The sequence below is a fragment of the Pseudobutyrivibrio sp. ACV-2 genome (genome assembly GCF_900107545.1).
Taxonomy (GTDB): Bacteria; Bacillota; Clostridia; order Lachnospirales; family Lachnospiraceae; genus Pseudobutyrivibrio.
The window spans coordinates 54031-72047 of sequence record NZ_FNQZ01000002.1 but is presented as its reverse complement, the minus strand read 5'-3'; the positions used below and the strand labels follow the sequence as shown (position 1 = coordinate 72047).

At 35.2% G+C, this 18017-nt stretch carries 16 protein-coding genes; 15 read left to right on the top strand and 1 reads right to left on the bottom strand.

Annotated elements, in window-relative coordinates:
- Nucleotides 1-40: 40 nt before the first annotated feature.
- The 8 genes from BLV53_RS03060 to BLV53_RS03025 all read left to right on the top strand — a co-directional run bounded on the left by BLV53_RS03060 (nucleotide 41) and on the right by BLV53_RS03025 (nucleotide 8659).
- Entirely contained in the window at nucleotides 41-1030 is a 990-nt protein-coding gene (locus BLV53_RS03060) for a glycosyltransferase family protein (protein WP_090296921.1), read from the top strand.
- Between the two features lie 100 nt (nucleotides 1031-1130).
- Nucleotides 1131-1676, top strand: a complete 546-nt coding sequence (locus tag BLV53_RS17265; RefSeq protein ID WP_242879027.1) for an acyltransferase — start codon at nucleotides 1131-1133, stop codon at nucleotides 1674-1676.
- A gap of 314 nt (nucleotides 1677-1990) precedes the next feature.
- Entirely contained in the window at nucleotides 1991-2704 is a 714-nt protein-coding gene (locus BLV53_RS03050; RefSeq protein ID WP_090296918.1) for a YveK family protein, read from the top strand.
- An 11-nt stretch (nucleotides 2705-2715) separates the two neighbouring features.
- Nucleotides 2716-3417 carry a CpsD/CapB family tyrosine-protein kinase gene (locus tag BLV53_RS03045; protein WP_090296916.1) on the top strand — a complete coding sequence of 234 codons (702 nt, stop codon included), beginning with the start codon at nucleotides 2716-2718 and terminating at the stop codon, nucleotides 3415-3417.
- A gap of 11 nt (nucleotides 3418-3428) precedes the next feature.
- Complete coding sequence (locus BLV53_RS03040; RefSeq protein WP_090296913.1) at nucleotides 3429-4337, top strand: COG1361 family protein; 909 nt, start codon at nucleotides 3429-3431, stop codon at nucleotides 4335-4337.
- Nucleotides 4338-4365: 28 nt separating this feature from the next.
- A complete protein-coding gene (locus BLV53_RS03035) occupies nucleotides 4366-5496 on the top strand; it encodes a glycosyltransferase family 4 protein (RefSeq protein WP_090296911.1) in 1131 nt (376 codons plus the stop codon).
- Nucleotides 5474-7606 carry a glycosyltransferase gene (locus BLV53_RS03030; protein WP_090296909.1) on the top strand — a complete coding sequence of 711 codons (2133 nt, stop codon included), beginning with the start codon at nucleotides 5474-5476 and terminating at the stop codon, nucleotides 7604-7606. Before BLV53_RS03035 ends, BLV53_RS03030 begins: the two co-directional genes overlap by 23 nt.
- Nucleotides 7607-7609: 3 nt before the next feature.
- Entirely contained in the window at nucleotides 7610-8659 is a 1050-nt protein-coding gene (locus tag BLV53_RS03025; RefSeq protein ID WP_090296906.1) for a glycosyltransferase family 2 protein, read from the top strand.
- 13 nt (nucleotides 8660-8672) lie between these two features.
- Here the strand turns inward: BLV53_RS03025 and BLV53_RS03020 are convergent, their stop codons facing one another.
- Nucleotides 8673-9593 carry a glycosyltransferase family 2 protein gene (locus tag BLV53_RS03020; RefSeq protein ID WP_090296904.1) on the bottom strand — a complete coding sequence of 307 codons (921 nt, stop codon included), beginning with the start codon at nucleotides 9591-9593 and terminating at the stop codon, nucleotides 8673-8675.
- Between the two features lie 51 nt (nucleotides 9594-9644).
- Here BLV53_RS03020 and BLV53_RS03015 point away from each other — a divergent pair, with 51 nt between their 5' ends.
- The 7 genes from BLV53_RS03015 to BLV53_RS02985 are packed head-to-tail and all read left to right on the top strand — an operon-like array spanning nucleotide 9645 to nucleotide 18017.
- Nucleotides 9645-10379, top strand: a complete 735-nt coding sequence (locus tag BLV53_RS03015; protein WP_090296902.1) for a glycosyltransferase family 32 protein — start codon at nucleotides 9645-9647, stop codon at nucleotides 10377-10379.
- An 11-nt stretch (nucleotides 10380-10390) separates the two neighbouring features.
- Nucleotides 10391-11347, top strand: a complete 957-nt coding sequence (locus BLV53_RS03010) for a glycosyltransferase family 2 protein (RefSeq protein WP_090296899.1) — start codon at nucleotides 10391-10393, stop codon at nucleotides 11345-11347.
- Nucleotides 11348-11349: 2 nt separating this feature from the next.
- The gene (locus BLV53_RS03005) at nucleotides 11350-12444 is read left to right on the top strand and encodes a glycosyltransferase family 2 protein (protein WP_090296897.1); all 1095 of its coding nucleotides are present in this window, start codon (nucleotides 11350-11352) and stop codon (nucleotides 12442-12444) included.
- A 12-nt stretch (nucleotides 12445-12456) separates the two neighbouring features.
- Complete coding sequence (locus tag BLV53_RS03000; RefSeq protein ID WP_090296894.1) at nucleotides 12457-14334, top strand: glycosyltransferase; 1878 nt, start codon at nucleotides 12457-12459, stop codon at nucleotides 14332-14334.
- Nucleotides 14335-14343: 9 nt separating this feature from the next.
- The gene (locus tag BLV53_RS02995) at nucleotides 14344-16110 is read left to right on the top strand and encodes an ABC transporter ATP-binding protein (protein WP_090296891.1); all 1767 of its coding nucleotides are present in this window, start codon (nucleotides 14344-14346) and stop codon (nucleotides 16108-16110) included.
- Nucleotides 16111-16121: 11 nt separating this feature from the next.
- Complete coding sequence (locus BLV53_RS02990) at nucleotides 16122-17237, top strand: DegT/DnrJ/EryC1/StrS family aminotransferase (protein WP_170830734.1); 1116 nt, start codon at nucleotides 16122-16124, stop codon at nucleotides 17235-17237.
- A gap of 21 nt (nucleotides 17238-17258) precedes the next feature.
- The gene (locus BLV53_RS02985; RefSeq protein ID WP_090296883.1) at nucleotides 17259-18017 is read left to right on the top strand and encodes a WbqC family protein; all 759 of its coding nucleotides are present in this window, start codon (nucleotides 17259-17261) and stop codon (nucleotides 18015-18017) included.

The following is an 18017-nucleotide window of genomic DNA, read 5'->3' as shown; positions in this document are numbered from 1 at the left end:
TTTTGTTCTAAAAATATTAAGGAAAGTAGAGGATTATAAAATGGCGAAATATTGGCTTTTTGATTTTATGCCTAAGGATTCGATGAAAGAAAGGTGGCAAATTGCATTTGGTACGTCAGAAATTGAATTCCTTGGAACAGTTAGAGATAAGAAAAAGAGAATTTATCAATGGATTGATGGTGCTAATAATGCGCTTAAATCAACGAAAAATGGAGATACAATTTTGTGCTGGTTTGATTTACAAGCGGTGATTTTGTTTTATCTTTCCAAACTTACTTTTAGAAAGAGAAAAATAGTAGCGCAAAATATCATGCTAAAGTTTAATAGCGGCTTTAAGGGAAGATTATATAAGAAAGCATATCAGATAGCATTTAAATCAAACGATTTTGGTGGGACGGTTTCAAGTAGGTATTATGGAGAATTGCTTTCAAAAGAATTAGGAGTAAAGAATGATTTTAAAGTAGTTCACGATCAATTTTCAGAAAAATACGACAGGTTTTTCAAGGAAGCGAAAGATTCCATAGAAAAAAAATATGATGTGTTTATGGGAGGTAATTCATCTAGAGATTGGAAGTTTGGATTTGAGATTGCAAAAATGATGCCTGATGTAACATTTTGTTTTATTCTCAAAAAAGAAAAACTTGCTAACCTTGGAATAAGTGCAGATGATTATCCTAATGTGGAAATCAAGTGTAATGTTAAATTAGATGAATTTAATAGTGATTTGTATTCATCTAGAATTGTCATGTGTCCAGTGACAACTGAGTGTCCAGCTGGCCTAATAATTATGTATACAGCTGCGGCAGCAGAAATACTTTTCATGTCGTTGGATACTGCGACTTATAAAGAGTATGTTACAAATGATAGGGGGGAGATACTTCCACATGATGCTACTGTATGGAAACAGCGTATAGAATGTATGTTGGATGATGATTTTGAGAGAAACAGAAAAGGGAAAAATCTTCATAAGTGGCTATTGGAAAATTGCGATATTGAAACGTGTGCTAAAGGACTATATGATTGTTTTTAGAATAATTGGCTATTACTCTACTTTCATCAAATAGATTTGGTTGACTATAAAGCTATACAGTTTATTGAAAAAAACATTTATTTTGGAAAGGTATATTATCATGTTTAAATTACGAGAATTAAAGAAAAAAGGCCAGCATATATTTGGTTTTGTTAGATGTTTGAGGAGTGGGATACAATATAAAAAAGGAATATATATTGGTAATAACGTTCATACAACAAATGGGAAGAATATAGAGCTTGGGGAGAATGTTAAAATTAGACCATTTTGTGATATTTTTGGTCTAAAAAACATGGTTATTATGGACAATTGTGATATTGGTACAAGAAATAGAATCGCTGGAAATGTTGTGATTGAAAAGGCAGTGCTCATAGGGCCAGATAATTATATATGCTCTTATGATCATTGTTTTAACGACTTATCAAACCCTATAATGTTTCAAGGTACACATAGTCCTAAGAAAAATGGTCATGATCATTTGAGAATTGGAGAAGGTAGTTGGATTGGTACACATTGTGCTATCATAGGAGATGTTCATATTGGAAAACATTGTGTTATTGGTGCCAACTCCGTAGTGACTAAAGATATTCCTGATTATTGTGTTGCAGTGGGGACGCCTGCAAGAATAGTAAAAAGATTGAAATGATCAATAACGCTCAAAGATAAAACTAAGAGTTTTACCTCTAATAGTTGAAAAAACTGAAAGGGAAATTTAATTATTGAAAATGATATTATCGACGATTCCTAAGGGACTGGCATACGCTAGTTCCTTATTTATTTAAGGTATAGTAAAAATGTATGATTTGACAGAGTGTGAATTATTTGTGAAAATAGCCAAAAATCATTTTTTATTGCAATGTAATATCAAGTATTTAATCAATATACATTAATAGACTAAGATGTTATAATCTATAACAATGCGAAATGTATCATTAATAAGGTAGGAAGGATATTTTGATTATGTTTAAAAATGAGTTAGAAATTGATGTGGGACGATGCCTCAAGGCACTCATCAAAAGAAAAAAGTTCATCGCGTTATTGACGGTTCTTTTCTTTATAATAGGATTGGGACTTACACTTAATGTTGGTGATGATAAGTATTCGGCTACTGCTACGGTTTATGCGGCAGCAGATGGTTCTTACGCAGACGCTACAAATGCTGTAACAGCCATGAATGCATATCTTAACGTAGCAAATTCTTACAAGGTAAGTCAGAGAGCTGCTTTAATCATTGGTAGAAGCGATATTACTGCTAAAGATGTTCAGGATTCAGTTTATGTTAGCTCTTCAGCAAACAAAACATCTTCATCTGCAATATCAAACTTCATGAATAGTTCAGCTACAATCATTAGCTTTAGCGCTACTACAACAGATGCTGCACTTTCTATGGAAATGGCAGATGCTATGGCTCAGTCTTACGCCATTGAGATGTCAGAAATTTTAAATAAAGATTCAGTTAAAACACTTGATAATGCCTATACATACAATAAAACAACCAATGCTACTCTTTCAGCATGGAAGAAGCGAGTTGAGTTTATGGTTGTTGGTTTTGTATTAGCATGCCTTGTGGTTGTACTTGGTGAGATCTTCGATAGAAAGGTTCGCACAGTACGCGAGGCTTCAATCAGAGAGGAACTTCCTGTAATTGGAATCATTCCAGATTACAAGGGTTAGGAGGCATTACAGTGAAAAAGTTAGATATTTATAAAAATGATAATTATGTATTAAATGATGCCTTCGATCAGGCAGTCATGAATCTTCACATCCTTAAGAAACAGAACGGATATAAGTCTTTTGTTATTTGTGGTTGTGAAGCAGGCAATGGTTCTACTACAGTGGCTATCAACCTTGCAGCAGCTCTTGCAAGCTCAGGGTGGAGGACAGCTCTCATTGATGGAGATATGAGAAAGAAAAGCCGTTACAAGAGATTAAATGAAAATATCACAGAAGGTCTTTCTGATTACCTTATGGATAGAGTAGAACTTGACAAGGTTATTTACGAGACAACCACAGATAATCTTTCATACATTCCATGTGGAGAGCTTATTGATAATCCGGTACGTCTTCTTTGCTCAAACAAGATGACCGTTGCCAGAAATGAATTAACAGACATGTTTGATTTTATAATCTATGATATGCCAGCTGTAAACGCTGCAATGGATGCAAAGGTTATCGCAGTTAATGTTGATGCTACAATCCTTGTAACAGGAATTGGGGAGACAACAAAAAATGGTCTTATAGAAGCTGCCAACTCACTTAAAGAAGTAAAAGCAAATCTTATTGGAACTATCGTAAACAAGCTTGATATGGATGAGTATGTCGCTCAGAATGCTGATTACGATTATTTCCAAAATGAAAGATATGCAAAGAAAGTAAACAAAAAGTAGTGGAGGCAGAAATGAAAAACTTAAAATCTATTATAAGAAAATTTACAGTATGCCTCTGTGCAGTAATCTGTCTTGGGGCTAATATCACAATGGTAGCAAGCGCTGATGAGGTTGAAGGATCAAGTGTAGCCATTATTGAAGTTCAGGATTATACAATTGAAGGTGGAATGATTGAAGCCGGAAAAGAAATCACTGTTAATCTTACATTACATAACACTGCATCAAATGCAAATGCTAATAGTGTGTTAATGACATTATCAAATTCAACAGGTTCATTGTTCCCTACTTATGGAAATGATAATCAGGTGTATATTGGTACTATTGTAGCTGGTGATACAAAAACAGTGTCAGTTCCATTGACAATCGGTGACAATTTCATGGGAAGTGCAGTTGACCTCATCTGTGATTTCAGATATGAGACAATGAACATGTCAATGAATAATACTGCTACAGTTGTTATTCCAACATCAGGTGGAAGTACAATAGGTGTTAAGTCTGTGGATGTTAGCACACATGCTATTGTAAATGGTAAGTCATTGCTTAGCATTAGCTATGTAAACCAGAGCGCATCAAATATTACAGATGCAGTTATTCTTGTAGATGGTAATGTTTCATCAACTAGTAGAGAAATTAAGCTTGATACAGCATATGCTGGTAAAAGCTACACAGAAGATTACTATGTAACTTTCACAAAGCCAGGTAACCAGGAAATTGGTGTTTCACTTCAGTACACAGATACTAATGGTGAGACAGTTACTACAGATTTGGGTACTTTTGGTGTAACAGTAAGCAAAGAAAACACGGAGACTGTACAGGCTAAGGCGGACAATCCTATCCTCAAGTGGGCTGGAAGAGGTGTTTCAGGATTAGTATTACTTGCTACAGCAGCTATTATTGTTATATACATTAAAAAGAAATAATAGTTTTTGCAATAAAGGGAGATAAGCAATGAAAATCGCAATGATAGGTCATAAGCGAATTCCTTCTCGTGAGGGAGGAGTTGAAATTGTAGTTGAGGAGCTGGCTACAAAAATGGTTGAAGAAGGCCACGATGTATATGTTTACAATCGTGCAGGTCACCATGTATCTGGCGCGGAAAACGATGTTAAAATAGGAAAGATGTATAAAGGAATACACATTATTACTGTTCCAACATCTGAAAAAAAGAGTCTGAATGCTACAATATATTCAATTCTAGCGACCCTTCATGCGATTTTTTGTCGTTATGATGTTATACATTTTCACGCCTCAGGTTCCTGTGCAATGATATGGTTACCACATTTATTGGGAATACATACTGTTGCAACTATCCATGGTATAGATAGTCAGAGAGCTAAATGGGGTGGATTCGCTACAAAGTATCTTGAATTCGGAGAAAAATGTGCAGCAAAATATGCTGATGAACTTATTGTTCTTTCAGAGGGAAACAAGCAGTTTTTCAAAGAAAAATATGGAAGAGAAGCTACATTAATTCCTAATGGTATAGGAAAACCTGAAATACTTGAGGCCAATGTAATAACAGAACAATTTGGTCTTCAAAAAGATGAGTACATACTTTTTTTGGCTCGTATAGTTCCTGAAAAAGGACTTCACTATTTAATAAAGGCTTATAAGCAGATTCATACTGATAAAAAGCTTGTAATCGTAGGTGGCACTAGTCACAGCAATGATTATGTTTCAAAAATAAAAAAAGCAGCCCGAGAGGATGATAGAATTATGCTTTTGGGCTTCCAACAAGGCAAAGTATTAGAGGAGCTTTATTCAAATGCCTATCTGTACGTCCTTCCTAGTGATGTGGAAGGAATGCCAATTTCCTTGCTTGAGGCAATGAGTTATGGCAACTGCTGTTTGGTGAGCGATATAAATGAGACAGCAGGTGTTGTTGCCGACAAGGGTATCACTTTTAAAAAAGGTGATGTAGAGGACTTGAAGCAGAAGCTTATCCAGCTACTTGATGATCAGAAAGAGGTTCATACATACAAGTCGCAGGCTGCCGAATATGTTCTTAGTAAATATAATTGGGATGATGTAGTGGCTCGTACAATTAAGCTATATCGTGGCAGACTACAAAAATTGTAAAGATATGAAAAAGCTTGCAATTCTTGCACCATGTATTCTTCCAGTCCCTGCCTCAAAAGGTGGGGCTGTTGAAGAATTAATTACATGTATTATCAATCAAAATGAAATATCAAAATATTTTGCAATAGATCTTTTTACTATTGCTGACATTTCTTATGAAAGTTGTAGTTTTAATTTCACTAAAATTTTCCCTATTTCCTTAGGTAAAGGTTTTGCATTAGCAGATAAATGTCTAGATAAGTGCTATCGTACTGCAGGAACAAGTCATGGTACTAAAAGAAGCTTTGACAAAAAAATAATTACTGATTTTATGAATCATTACAAATCAATGAATGAGGATTATTATGCAGTAATTGTTGAAAATCAAATGTCTCTAGCAATAGAGTTATTAAACGTACTGGGTGAGCGTAGAGCATTTCCAGTATATTTTCATATGCACAATGATGTGGACATCTATCGTTCACCATATTATATAAATCAATTAGCTAAGGCTGGTGTGCAGTTTATAGCCATCAGTCAGTATATTAAATCTCAAATTCTTAAATATGAAAAAAATGCAGTAGTGCATGTCCTGTATAATGGCGTTGATTTAAAATCATACGTCAAAACGAACAGGCACGCTGATGAATATATAAAATTTCTGTATGCGGGGAGAATAATTGCAGAAAAAGGTGTTCTAGAATTAGTGAATGCCTTTAATTTGCTTCTAAAAAATTCCCCATCATCAATATCAGAAAAAGTAACCCTTGATATTATAGGTTTTTCAGGTAAAACAACTAAATATGAGAATAAGATAAAAAAGGCAGTAGGGTCAAATGCCAGTAAAATAAAGCTTGTTAGTCGTCTATCTACAAAAGATATGGCAGCTAAATACAATGAGTATGACGTAGTTGTTATGCCTACTATCAATGAAGAACCATTTGGGCTTGTAGCGCTAGAAACCATTGCAAAAGGAATACCTCTTATAACTACTAACTCCGGTGCACTTCCAGAAGTAGTAGGCGATGGCGCTGTTATTGTAGATAAAAATACTAATTTCATCTTAAATTTATATACAGCAATGCTTGATTTGGTGCATAATCCCTTAAAAAGAGAAAGAATAGGCATAAAAGGATATAAATGGGCAAAAAATACACTAGAGTTTAATATCGATACATATTATGATAGGCTAGTACGATTTGTAGATAATCATGAAAAACTAGAACAGATTTCAGTTATCGTACCAGTTTTCAACGTGGAGGACCAACTGATTAGATGTGTTGATTCATTAATTAATCAGAGCTATCAGGCCTTAGAAATAATCCTGATAGATGATGGCTCTACAGATTCAAGTGGTAGGCTATGTGATGAGTTAGCGTCAAAGGATAAAAGGATAAAAGTCATACATCAGTCAAATAAAGGCTTATCAGGAGCTAGAAATTCAGGCTTAGATGCAATGAGTGGGGACTATGTGTTCTTCATCGATAGTGATGACTATATCACTACAGATGCCATAGAAAAACTATACTATCAGATCAAAAGACATAATGCTGATGTAATGGCATGCGGTATCTCATATGTTTGGGATGGTGACACTCCAGAAAAACCATTTACTTCAAATGAGACAGGTGCATGGTCTGGTCATGAAAGCGTAATCCGGATGATGCGTACTAATAGTATTTGTACTGTAGCCTGGAATAAATTGTACAAGGCTTCTCTTTGGAATAATGTTCGATTTCCAGAAGGTCGTCTTCATGAGGATGAAGCCACAACCTACAAGGTTTTATATAAATCAAAGCTTGTAGCCTATATGCCAAACTGCTTGTACAAATATTATCAAAGACCTGGTAGTCTAATGAATGCTGGTTTGAATGGCAGATATAAGGATTATATTAAAGCAATCAGGGAGAGAATTGATTACTTTAATGATAAAAAAGAACACGACTTGGTAGATTATAGTTTGATAACATTATTGGACTATATCAAGTATGTTTATAGAATCTCTGACAGTGATACAAAAGTAGAGCTGACTAGAGAATTCCGGGAAATATTGAAAGGTTATGGAATTCCAAAAATTCTTGGTATCAAGAAACAGATAGCATTGCTATTGTGGAATTATTACAAATTCTAAGCTATGGAAAAGTTGTTGTTATCCATTGTAATACCAGTTTACAATGCAGAAAAATACATAAAGTTTTGCTTGGATGCAGTTGTAAATCAGTCATATTCTAATCTTGAAGTTATTGTGGTTGATGATGGTTCGACGGATCACTCTTTGGCTATCATAAACGAATATGCCTCGAAAGATAAAAGAATAATAGTTCTCAGCCATGAAAACAAAGGCGTCTCTTACACTAGAAATGAAGGTATTGAAGCTGCGTCAGGCCAGTTTATTACCTTTATAGATGCGGACGATTATCCTGATTCAGAACTTGCACAAAATTATATTGCAGGTGTTGATAGATGGAAAGGAAAAGATATTAGTTTTTTCATGTGTGGCATGTATTTTGACAATTTATACAATAGGAACATTAGGAATAAGAAACTAATATTGGAAACTATTCATGGTTTTATTGAAGGTGAATGTTATTTATTAAATCGAAGCTCTGCTGCGACACTTTCATGGCTTGGTATTTTTAATTTTGTAACTAATAAATGTTACGATTTGCGGAAAATAAAAGAATACAACATTAGATTTGATGAAGGAGTACATATTGGGGAGGATTTAAAGTTCAATCTTGATTATTTGGATAAATGTCCTGGATATATTGGAATGAAAAATATTGCTCTTTACCATTATGTAAAACGACGCGATGATAGTCTTTCCATTTCATATCATTCAAATGATTTAGAGGATACAAAATGTATCTATCGACGTTTTATTACTTGGGAATCATCCCAACATGATGTTACAGATGACAACATACTTGTTATAAAGGGAATCTACATAAACGATTGGGTCAGCCGATTAACTGCTTGCTACGATCACTTTAGAGGAACGAGTGATGCAGGTATGGTAAAACATAAAATAAATAAAGAAATTAGATCCAAAGAGTTCCAACATACTCTTAAGGAAATAGGAAAAAGCAAGAAAATCGGCTTCCTTAGATACTTGTGTTTACGTACAGGTATATACGAGATTTTTTATTTGCTTAGGATTTTTTACAGAATTGCAAAAGGCTAATATATTACAATTGTTACCTTAAAATGTGACTAAATATGAGCGGGCAATAAACATAAGCCAACCGCCTCTTAGAAACATTGCTAGGATGAGTACATTTTAGTTCCTTTTGCACCAACCGAACCTGAGTAATTACATCTTTTTTACCGCCCTTGTAGGCAACAAGCAGATTGTACATGCTAAATTCCAAAATGGAATTATAGCTCTCTTCAATAAACTTAAAGGGAGCCATACTTCTAATAAGGTCAAATGCAGGTTTATATTTGAAGACCCCATCCTTGAAATAGTTAATGCCATTGGTGGCAGACATACTATTTTGGACATAGTGATAAAGAGGTGCGTTTACACAAGCAAATTTAAGATCAGGTATAGAGGAAAATATTGTGGTTTGAAACAATAAATCCTCACACATACTGATATCAGTATTAAATTGAAAAGCTTTTACTACATCAGCCTTAAAAAGTCGGGTAAAAAGAAAGCCTCTTACATTATCATCAGTAAACATAGCTTTCAATAATTCCTTAGAACTAAAGCTACCGTATGATGTAAAATATTCGGTTGAAATCCCGTCCTTTTCGGTAAAATAGCCGCAAACACAGCCAGCTACATCATCGCTTAAGTTTTCTAACATTTGTGCATACATTGTACTTTCAATGTAGTCATCAGCATCAAGAAAGCTTATAAATTCTCCGGTGGCTACTTCGAGTCCCAGATTTCTAGCGGCAGATACGCCAGCGTGCTCTTTCTTAATATATTTAATAAAAGGATAACGAGCAGCATAATCGCTTGCTATTTTAGGAGAATCATCTGATGATCCGTCATCAATAAGTAATATTTCAGATGGAAGAACAGTCCCTGCAAGAATGCTGTCAACCATGACAGACAGGGCAGTACCGCTGTTAAAAAAAGGTATGATTGTTGTTATTGTTTTATTCATACTTTAATTATAATTATATTTTATATCAAACGCAACAACAGTAGGAGAGTAATGGAAAATCTATTAATACCTAAAACAATTCATTATTTCTGGTTTGGTGGAAGTGAAAAACCAGCCAGTGTCAGAAAATGTATAGATTCTTGGCGTAAAAATTGTCCAGATTTCGAGATAATAGAATGGAATGAAAACAACTACGACATTCACAAGCATCCGTTCATGGAAAAAGCTGTTAATGATAAAAAATGGGCATTCGCAACAGATTATGCCAGACTGGATATATTACTTCAGTATGGTGGTATATACTTGGATACAGATGTGGAAGTGATAAAGAGCCTGATTCCACTATGTACTCATGAAGCTTTCATTGGATTTGAAAAAGAAGATTTAATCGCAGACGGACTTGGTTTTGGAGGCGTTCCGGGGTTTTCTTTATTTCAAGAGATGATAAATCTGTACGACGGGTTAGAAGAATATATAGAAAGTCCAAAACTAAGGACAAAAGTTCTACTAGAACATGGCTTAAAACTTGATGGAACACGTCAACAGATAGATGGTATGGCAATATATCCTGTTGAATATTTTTGTCCCAAAAGTTGGGATACAGGGCGCATAAAGATTACTAATAATACATACTCCATTCACCACTATGATGGAAGTTGGCATGGCAAAAGTGGGAAAAAATACACCATATTTATGAGAATATTGAATCGTTTATTTGGAGTAGAAAAGGGAAATCTGCTTTTTGGAAAAATGATATATTTTAAAGATAAAATTAAAGGGAGATAAATAGTAGGGAAATGGATTTTAATAATTCAAAGCTGGTTTCGGTGATTGTACCGGTCTACAATGTTGAGAAATTTCTTGATCATTGTATCGAGTCAATAGTTCAACAGACCTATTCTAATATCGAATTAATTTTAGTGGATGATGGTTCTACAGATTCAAGTGGAACACTTTGCGACATTTGGAAAACTAAAGATTCTAGAGTTACTGTTTGTCATCAAAATAATCAAGGGTTATCTGCAGCAAGAAATACGGGCATTGATATATCTAAAGGAGATTATTTATGCTTTATTGATTCTGATGATTTCGTTACTGATAATTACATTGACTCCTTTGTAAATGAAATTGAAGCGACGAATGCGGATTTTGTTTTATGCGATATTATTTCTTCGAAACTCACCGATTCTTCCATGGAACTTGATGAAAATAGAATCCTTTCGCCAGAGGATTGTAGAAATTGGCTTACCAATCCAATTTCCAGAGAATATGTACTTATGGTTGTTGCTTGGAATAAACTATACAAGCGTAAGCTATTTGAATCATTTCGTTTTCCTGATGGCAAGCTTCATGAGGACGAGTTTATGATTAATCATATGATTTATAATATTGATAAAGTGGCGTACATATCAAAGGCAAATTATGTGTATCGAAATAATGAAGCTAGCATAACTGGAAAGGACAACGCGAACAATATAAAGCATCTTAATGGAGTAGAAGCATATGAAGAACGTCTTAGTATAGCTCTTAAACATAATGACGATGAATTTGCTTCTACTACATTAAAATGGTCACTACTTAAGCTCGCTCATTTCTATAAGAATGGAAACGATAAAATGAAACATCAATCTATGGAAATGTTCATCAGACTTTATGACAGTTACCATAAAATACTAACAAAAAAACAGCAGGCTAAATACAGAATGTTTAAGAGCACACCAGGTATTTTCTGTAAAATGTTTATACAAGATTAATTATGGATACATTGGATTTTAAAGCAAATAAGTTGGTCTCAATAATAATTCCAGCATTTAATATAGAAAATTATATAGGACAATGTCTGAAATCTGTTTTATCACAGACCTACAGGCATATTGAATTAATTGTTGTTGATGATGGCTCAACAGATAACACATGGAACCATATAGAGACTGCTATGAAAAATGACCATAGAATACGAGGATTTCATCGTGATAATTCAGGTGTTTCCACTGCACGAAATTTTGCATTGGAGCAGGCTGACGGAGATTATATTTGTTTTGTAGACGGTGATGACTACGTATCCAATGACATGGTAGCGACTATGGTGGAGGCCATTGAAAGGGATTCCTCTGATTGGGTGAATTGCCAATATCATAGAACTGACGACTCTGGAAATCTTTTAGAAGAGTATGATTTTCTACAGGGAAATATTAAAACCGAAACAGATGACATGAAGCTTAATTTGATTTTAAATACATTGGCTGACTATCAATTAGGCTATGAGGTTTGGAACAAGCTATACAAAGCCTCCATAATAAAAGATAATCATATTTCATTTATTCAGGATTGTCATATTGGAGAGGATCTGGCATTTAATATATGTTATGCACTTCATGCAAATAGTATTTCCAGCATAGCTGCCAGAACATATTATTATCGAATCAGAAGTAATTCAACGATGGGGTCGGTAAACAGTATAAAAAAGAACTTTGAAGAACATCTGATATTTGTTAAAGGAATTCAACCATATTTCGAAAATGCCTTTAGCGGTCAGATTAAAGAAAAATATTATCAGCTGGTATTTAAATTCATGGCTCATGCCGGCGAGGGGCATACAGCAGATGACATGGTTAATGCTATAAAAGCAACAAAGGATAGTTACTATCTTTATTGGCTGAATGTTGCGTTAAAGCACAAATCATCATTTACAGATTTTTATAGCTATGATAAAGCAAAGATTTATTATAGGTATGGTTTATATATCAAAACAAAAATCGAAGGAGATGTATTTGGGGATATATATTTGAAAATATACGATGTTTATCGTAAATTGCGAAAGCGACCTACCATTGGGGAATGGAAGGGTTAAAGGGAGATTTTTGTGGAAAAGAAACATGCATTTCTAATAATGGCTCATAATGATTTTGAGTCACTTAAATATCTTTTATTCACCTTAGATGATAAGAGAAATGACATTTTCATACATATAGATAAAAAGACCAGTTATGCAGATTTTGATGAAATCCGTTCCTGGGTAAAAGAGTCAGGTCTGTATTTTGCACACAGGTTGAATGTTCGCTGGGGCCACACTAGTTTTATTCAATGTGAGCTAGAACTATTTAAACTGGCAACTGGTCAAGGACATTATCACTATTATCATCTTTTATCTGGTGTAGATTTTCCTATCAAATCTATGGATTATATTCATCAATATTTAGAAGATAAAAATCTTGAGTTTATTAATTATCACCACAATGGAGAACAGGACGATAGATTTTTCTACAAAATTAAATACTATTATCCTCTAATGCGCTGGGTAGGCAGAGGTTATTTTGATGGCCCAGGGAAAAAACGTGCTTTTCTCAGAAAAATGGTTCAGTTTAACTGGTGGCTGGTGGACAGGCAACGGGAACACGGTGTAGACAGAACAAAAAAGCATCCTGATATTCAGTTTGTTAAAGGTGACAACTGGTGCTCAATAACAGATGACTTCGCCAGATATGTAGTTGCAAATGAACGTCAAATACTAGATATGTATAGATTTACAGACGCACCTGACGAGATATATCTGCAGACGCTGGCTTTCAATTCAGATTTTAAAAGTCGTATCGCAGGTGAGTCATTTCGATTAATCGATTGGAAGAGAGGCAATCCTTATGAATTCGTATATACGGATTTGGCGGAATTAAAAAATACAGAAACTGCGTTATTTGCAAGGAAGATATCTTATGTCAATGAGCCTCAATTGGTCAGGGGCCTTATGGAACATATAGGAAAACGCAGCTATACGCCAAAGGATAATCCACTTGTGAGTATAGTCGTTCCAATCTATAACGTTCAGGACTATCTGAAGGAATGTTTAGACTCTCTGGCAGTTCAGACATATTCCAATATAGAAGTATTTCTTATAGACGATGGTTCAAAAGACGGTTCAACAGAAATAGCCCAAAATTTTGCCAAAAAAGATCCGAGATTTACTTACATCAGGCAGGAAAATCAAGGATTATCAGCAGCTAGAAATACAGGCTTGGATCAGGCAAAGGGTGACTACATAGCAGTAGTAGACTCGGACGACTGGGTGGAACCTGACTACATAGAAGCCATGCTTAAAGAGGCTCAGGCCAAGGATGCCGACGTTGTTGTATGTGGCATCCGAAAGGAAAATGACAATCCATCTGATATAACGATGGGCACTCAATCGATGTCAAAGACAAAGGCAATGCTACTACTTGGCAATATTTTCCCACCGGAATATTTATTAATGATAGTTGCATGGAACAAGTTATATAAAAAATCTGTTTTTGATAATGTTCGTTATGCGGTTGGGAAAATACATGAAGATGAGTACGCAATTCACAGGATAATAGATGCATCAGATATGGTATGTACGTTAGACAAACCACTCTATCATTACAGGATTAGGTCAGATAGTATTATGGGGGCAAAATGCCAGGCTGATATGAGACATTTTGATATTTTAGACGCTCATTTAGATAGGATAAAGTGTTGCGAAAAACAATTATATGGAGAGTTTCTTCATCTGATTGTCTATTCAATGTTTGAGGAGCTACTACTTCTTATACTCAGGTATGATAAAAATGATTACAAACATTATCATTTGACAAACAGATTTAGAAAACTGTTAATAGCTGAATGTATAAATAACTATAAATATTTAGACAGACATCAAAAGAAAGTATACATGATGGTCATTATAAGTCCAACTTGGTATAGAAGACAAAAAGCGGATGCTAGTTAGGAGTTAGTTGTGGGAAGAATAAAGAATAAGGTTAAATCATATAAAGATGGTATCATAGGAAGACTGTATCACGATTTAAGATGGATATATGGTTTTTTCAGAGAATATATAGGCAGAATTGTTGCATATATCGGTGTTGAAATGATCCACATGATTGTAGAGTTTATTATTACCTACAAAATTGGAAAAATCGTTGATTATGCAGTAGAAAATGATGCAAAAAAAATACTAGTAATGGGTCTTACATATATAGGACTTTTCATTTTAAATGCATTAATCAGTATTGCATCTAACAGATTTGCTACATGGAATTACAATTCTATGCAATCGCATTTGGTTAAAAAGCTATTTGACAAAATTGTCAGAGCTGATTGGGAAGAACTCACCCGCTTCCATTCGGGAGATTTAATTACACGTTTGACAAACGATGTTAAGGTTATATCTGGAAATGCTAATGGATTTTTAACTACAATCATCACTAGCACACTGATGATACTTGCCTCTCTTTTTGTCATAATAATTAATGATGCAAGTATGCTTGTAGTAGTTATTATAGTTGCTCCAATAATTCTGTTTTCATCAAAGATATTCATGAACAAAATCTACGAATGTCAGTCAGAAATCAAAATTATCGAAAGTAAAGAAAATTCATACCATAAGGAATCATTCCATAATATTCAGGCCGTTAAGGCTTTTGGTCTTGCAGATGAATTCTACAGCAGGATAGAAGCTCTTGAAAAGGAAAGATATGCTGCAGATATGAAATCAAATGTATTCTCATTACTATCATGGGGAGTTACATATCTTGGCGGTATTTTTTCAGGAATCATTTGTATTGCATGGGCATTTTATAGAGTAAACACAGGTGTTATGACACTTGGAGCACTGACAGTAGTCATTATGATGGCTGTTAGAATAGCGACCTCTGGAAAAGTATTATTAAATCTTATACCAGTATCGCTTCAGATAGCTGTTTCGACAGAACGTGTCAAGGAAATACTTGATATACCAAACGAAGAACAAATTGTTACACCAGAGTTCAATGCACTTATGGATAAAGCAAAGAACACAGGTGTTGCTGTACAGGTAAAGGATATGAGCTTCGCCTACAAAAACAGCAGAAATATATTCAACCAGGTATCTCTCGAAGCGCATCCTGGCGAAATCATAGCACTTGTAGGTCCTTCAGGCGAAGGAAAAACTACAATGCTTAGAATTCTCCTCGGAATTCTTAATGTGCAGCAGGGAGAAGTATATGCATGTGCTGAAGGAGATATTACTTCAAAACGCAGTCTCTCACCTGAGACCAGACCACTCATTGCCTATGTTCCACAGGGCAACACAATGCTTTCCGGTACTATCGCGGAAAATATGCGACTCATCGCACCAGACGCAACAGATGAAGAAATTATAGATGCCCTGAAGCAGTCTTGTGCATACGATTTTGTTCAAAAGCTTCCTGACGGCATCTACCACAACATCGGTGAAAGTGGTATCGGCTTCTCAGAAGGTCAAAATCAGAGACTTGCCATTGCAAGAGCTATCCTTCGCAAGACACCAATCCTTCTTATGGATGAGGCTACATCAGCTCTCGACGTTGCCACAGAGCGTAAAGTATTAAGCAATATTATGCAAAAAGATAGCAAACGTACCTGTATCCTTACTACACACCGCCCTAGTGTATTATCGGCTTGTGACAGAGTGTATAGAATCAGCGATACCAAGGTTACAGTTATAAATGAAGCTGAAATCGCTCAGCTTATGAATGATTTTTAGGAGTATAAATAATGGAAGAGATTTTCGTCACCAAACCGGTCCTTCCGCCAATGGAGGAGTACATGAAGTATCTTCAGGATATATGGGAAACCCATAACCTGACAAACGTTGGCAAATACACAAGACTTTTTATGCTAGAGCTGATGGATTTTCTATCTGCAAAGCATGTCCTTCCAATGTGTAATGGTCACATGGCTCTTGAAATGACATTGCAAGCCATGGAGCTTAAGGGCGAGGTAATTACCACTCCATTTACATTTGCATCCACTACACATGCAATAGTAAGAAATGGCCTAACTCCGGTATTCTGTGATATCAGAGAAAGTGACTGCACTATGGATCCAGACAAAATTGAGTCATTAATCACAGACAAAACATCGGCCATTGTGCCGGTTCATGTATATGGTATGCCATGTGACGTAGAAAAAATCGAAGCAATTGCAAAAAAGCATAATCTAAAGGTTATATATGATGCAGCCCATGCCTTTGGAGAAAAGTTTAATGGTAAAAGCTCTGCAAAATATGGTGATGCATGTATGTTCAGCTTTCATGCTACAAAGGCTTTTAACTCTATAGAGGGCGGCCTTTCAGTGGTACATGATACAGCAACTCTCACCAAGGTTTATCAGCTTCACAATTTTGGAATCATGGATGAAGAGCATGTAGAATTTGTCGGTGCCAATGCCAAAATGAATGAATTTCAGGCGGCCATGGGATTATGTAATCTCAAACACTTTGAGGAAAATCGCTTAAAGAGGAAAGATTTATTTACGTATTACAGGCAGCGCCTTTCAGATATCAAAGGTATCCGCTTCCTTGATTATGACGAGGTTCGCAATGAGTTTAATTATACTTATTGCCCAATATTTATAGACAAAGAAACCTATGGTATGGACAGAAATGAGTTGTTTGAAATATTATCGTATAATCATGTCCATTCCAGAAAATATTTTTATCCAATTGTCAATGAATTTAATTGCTATAAGGATGCTGGTTTCAGGGGAGAAACACCTATAGCCAAAAAGCTATCTGAGGAAGTACTTACCCTTCCGCTTTATACAGATTTAAGGCTCGATCAGGTCAAGATGATATGTGATATTATCGAAGCCAATGCAAAAACTAAATAATATATTACGAGAGGTAATGTTATGAAATTAGGAATTATGCAGCCATATTTTTTCCCATACATTGGTTATTGGCAGCTGATGAATGCGGTAGATGAATATGTTCTTGCAGAAGATGTGAACTACATCAAGGGAGGCTATATTAATCGTAATTCTATACTTATGAATGGCGCTCCATCATATTTTAGAATTCCTGTAGTTAAGCAGTCTCAGAACAAAATGATTAATGAACATGAGGTTGGACTTACAGAAGCAGAAATTGACAAAATGCTCCTTACAATCCAAAGTGCATATGCCAAGGCGCCTAATTTTGAAAGAGTGTATGCTCTTATCAAAGATGTCCTTGATTATGGGCTCACAGAAGAAGGTAAAAATCTTGCGGCCTTTTTAGCAAATGCAATCAGACGCACTGCTAAAGCTTTAGGTATAGATACACCTATTATTCGCACTACAGATGATCCTTCTATAAGACTTCATAATGTCTATGCCAAAGAGCACTATGTAATTGCCATCTGCAAAGCCAGAAATGCAGATGAATATTATAATGCCATTGGTGGAAGAAAACTATATTTCCAGGATTTCTTCAGAGAAAATGGAATGGGTTTAAAGTTTGTACAGACTAATTCGGATATATCTTACCACCAGTTTGGTGATGAGTTTATTCCAAACTTATCAATAATAGACGTTATGATGTTCTGCTCAGAGGAACAAATAAAAGAATTACTAAATGCATTCACATTGGTAGATGGTTATGAATCTCCAAGCGATGTGCCGGAGGAGTAA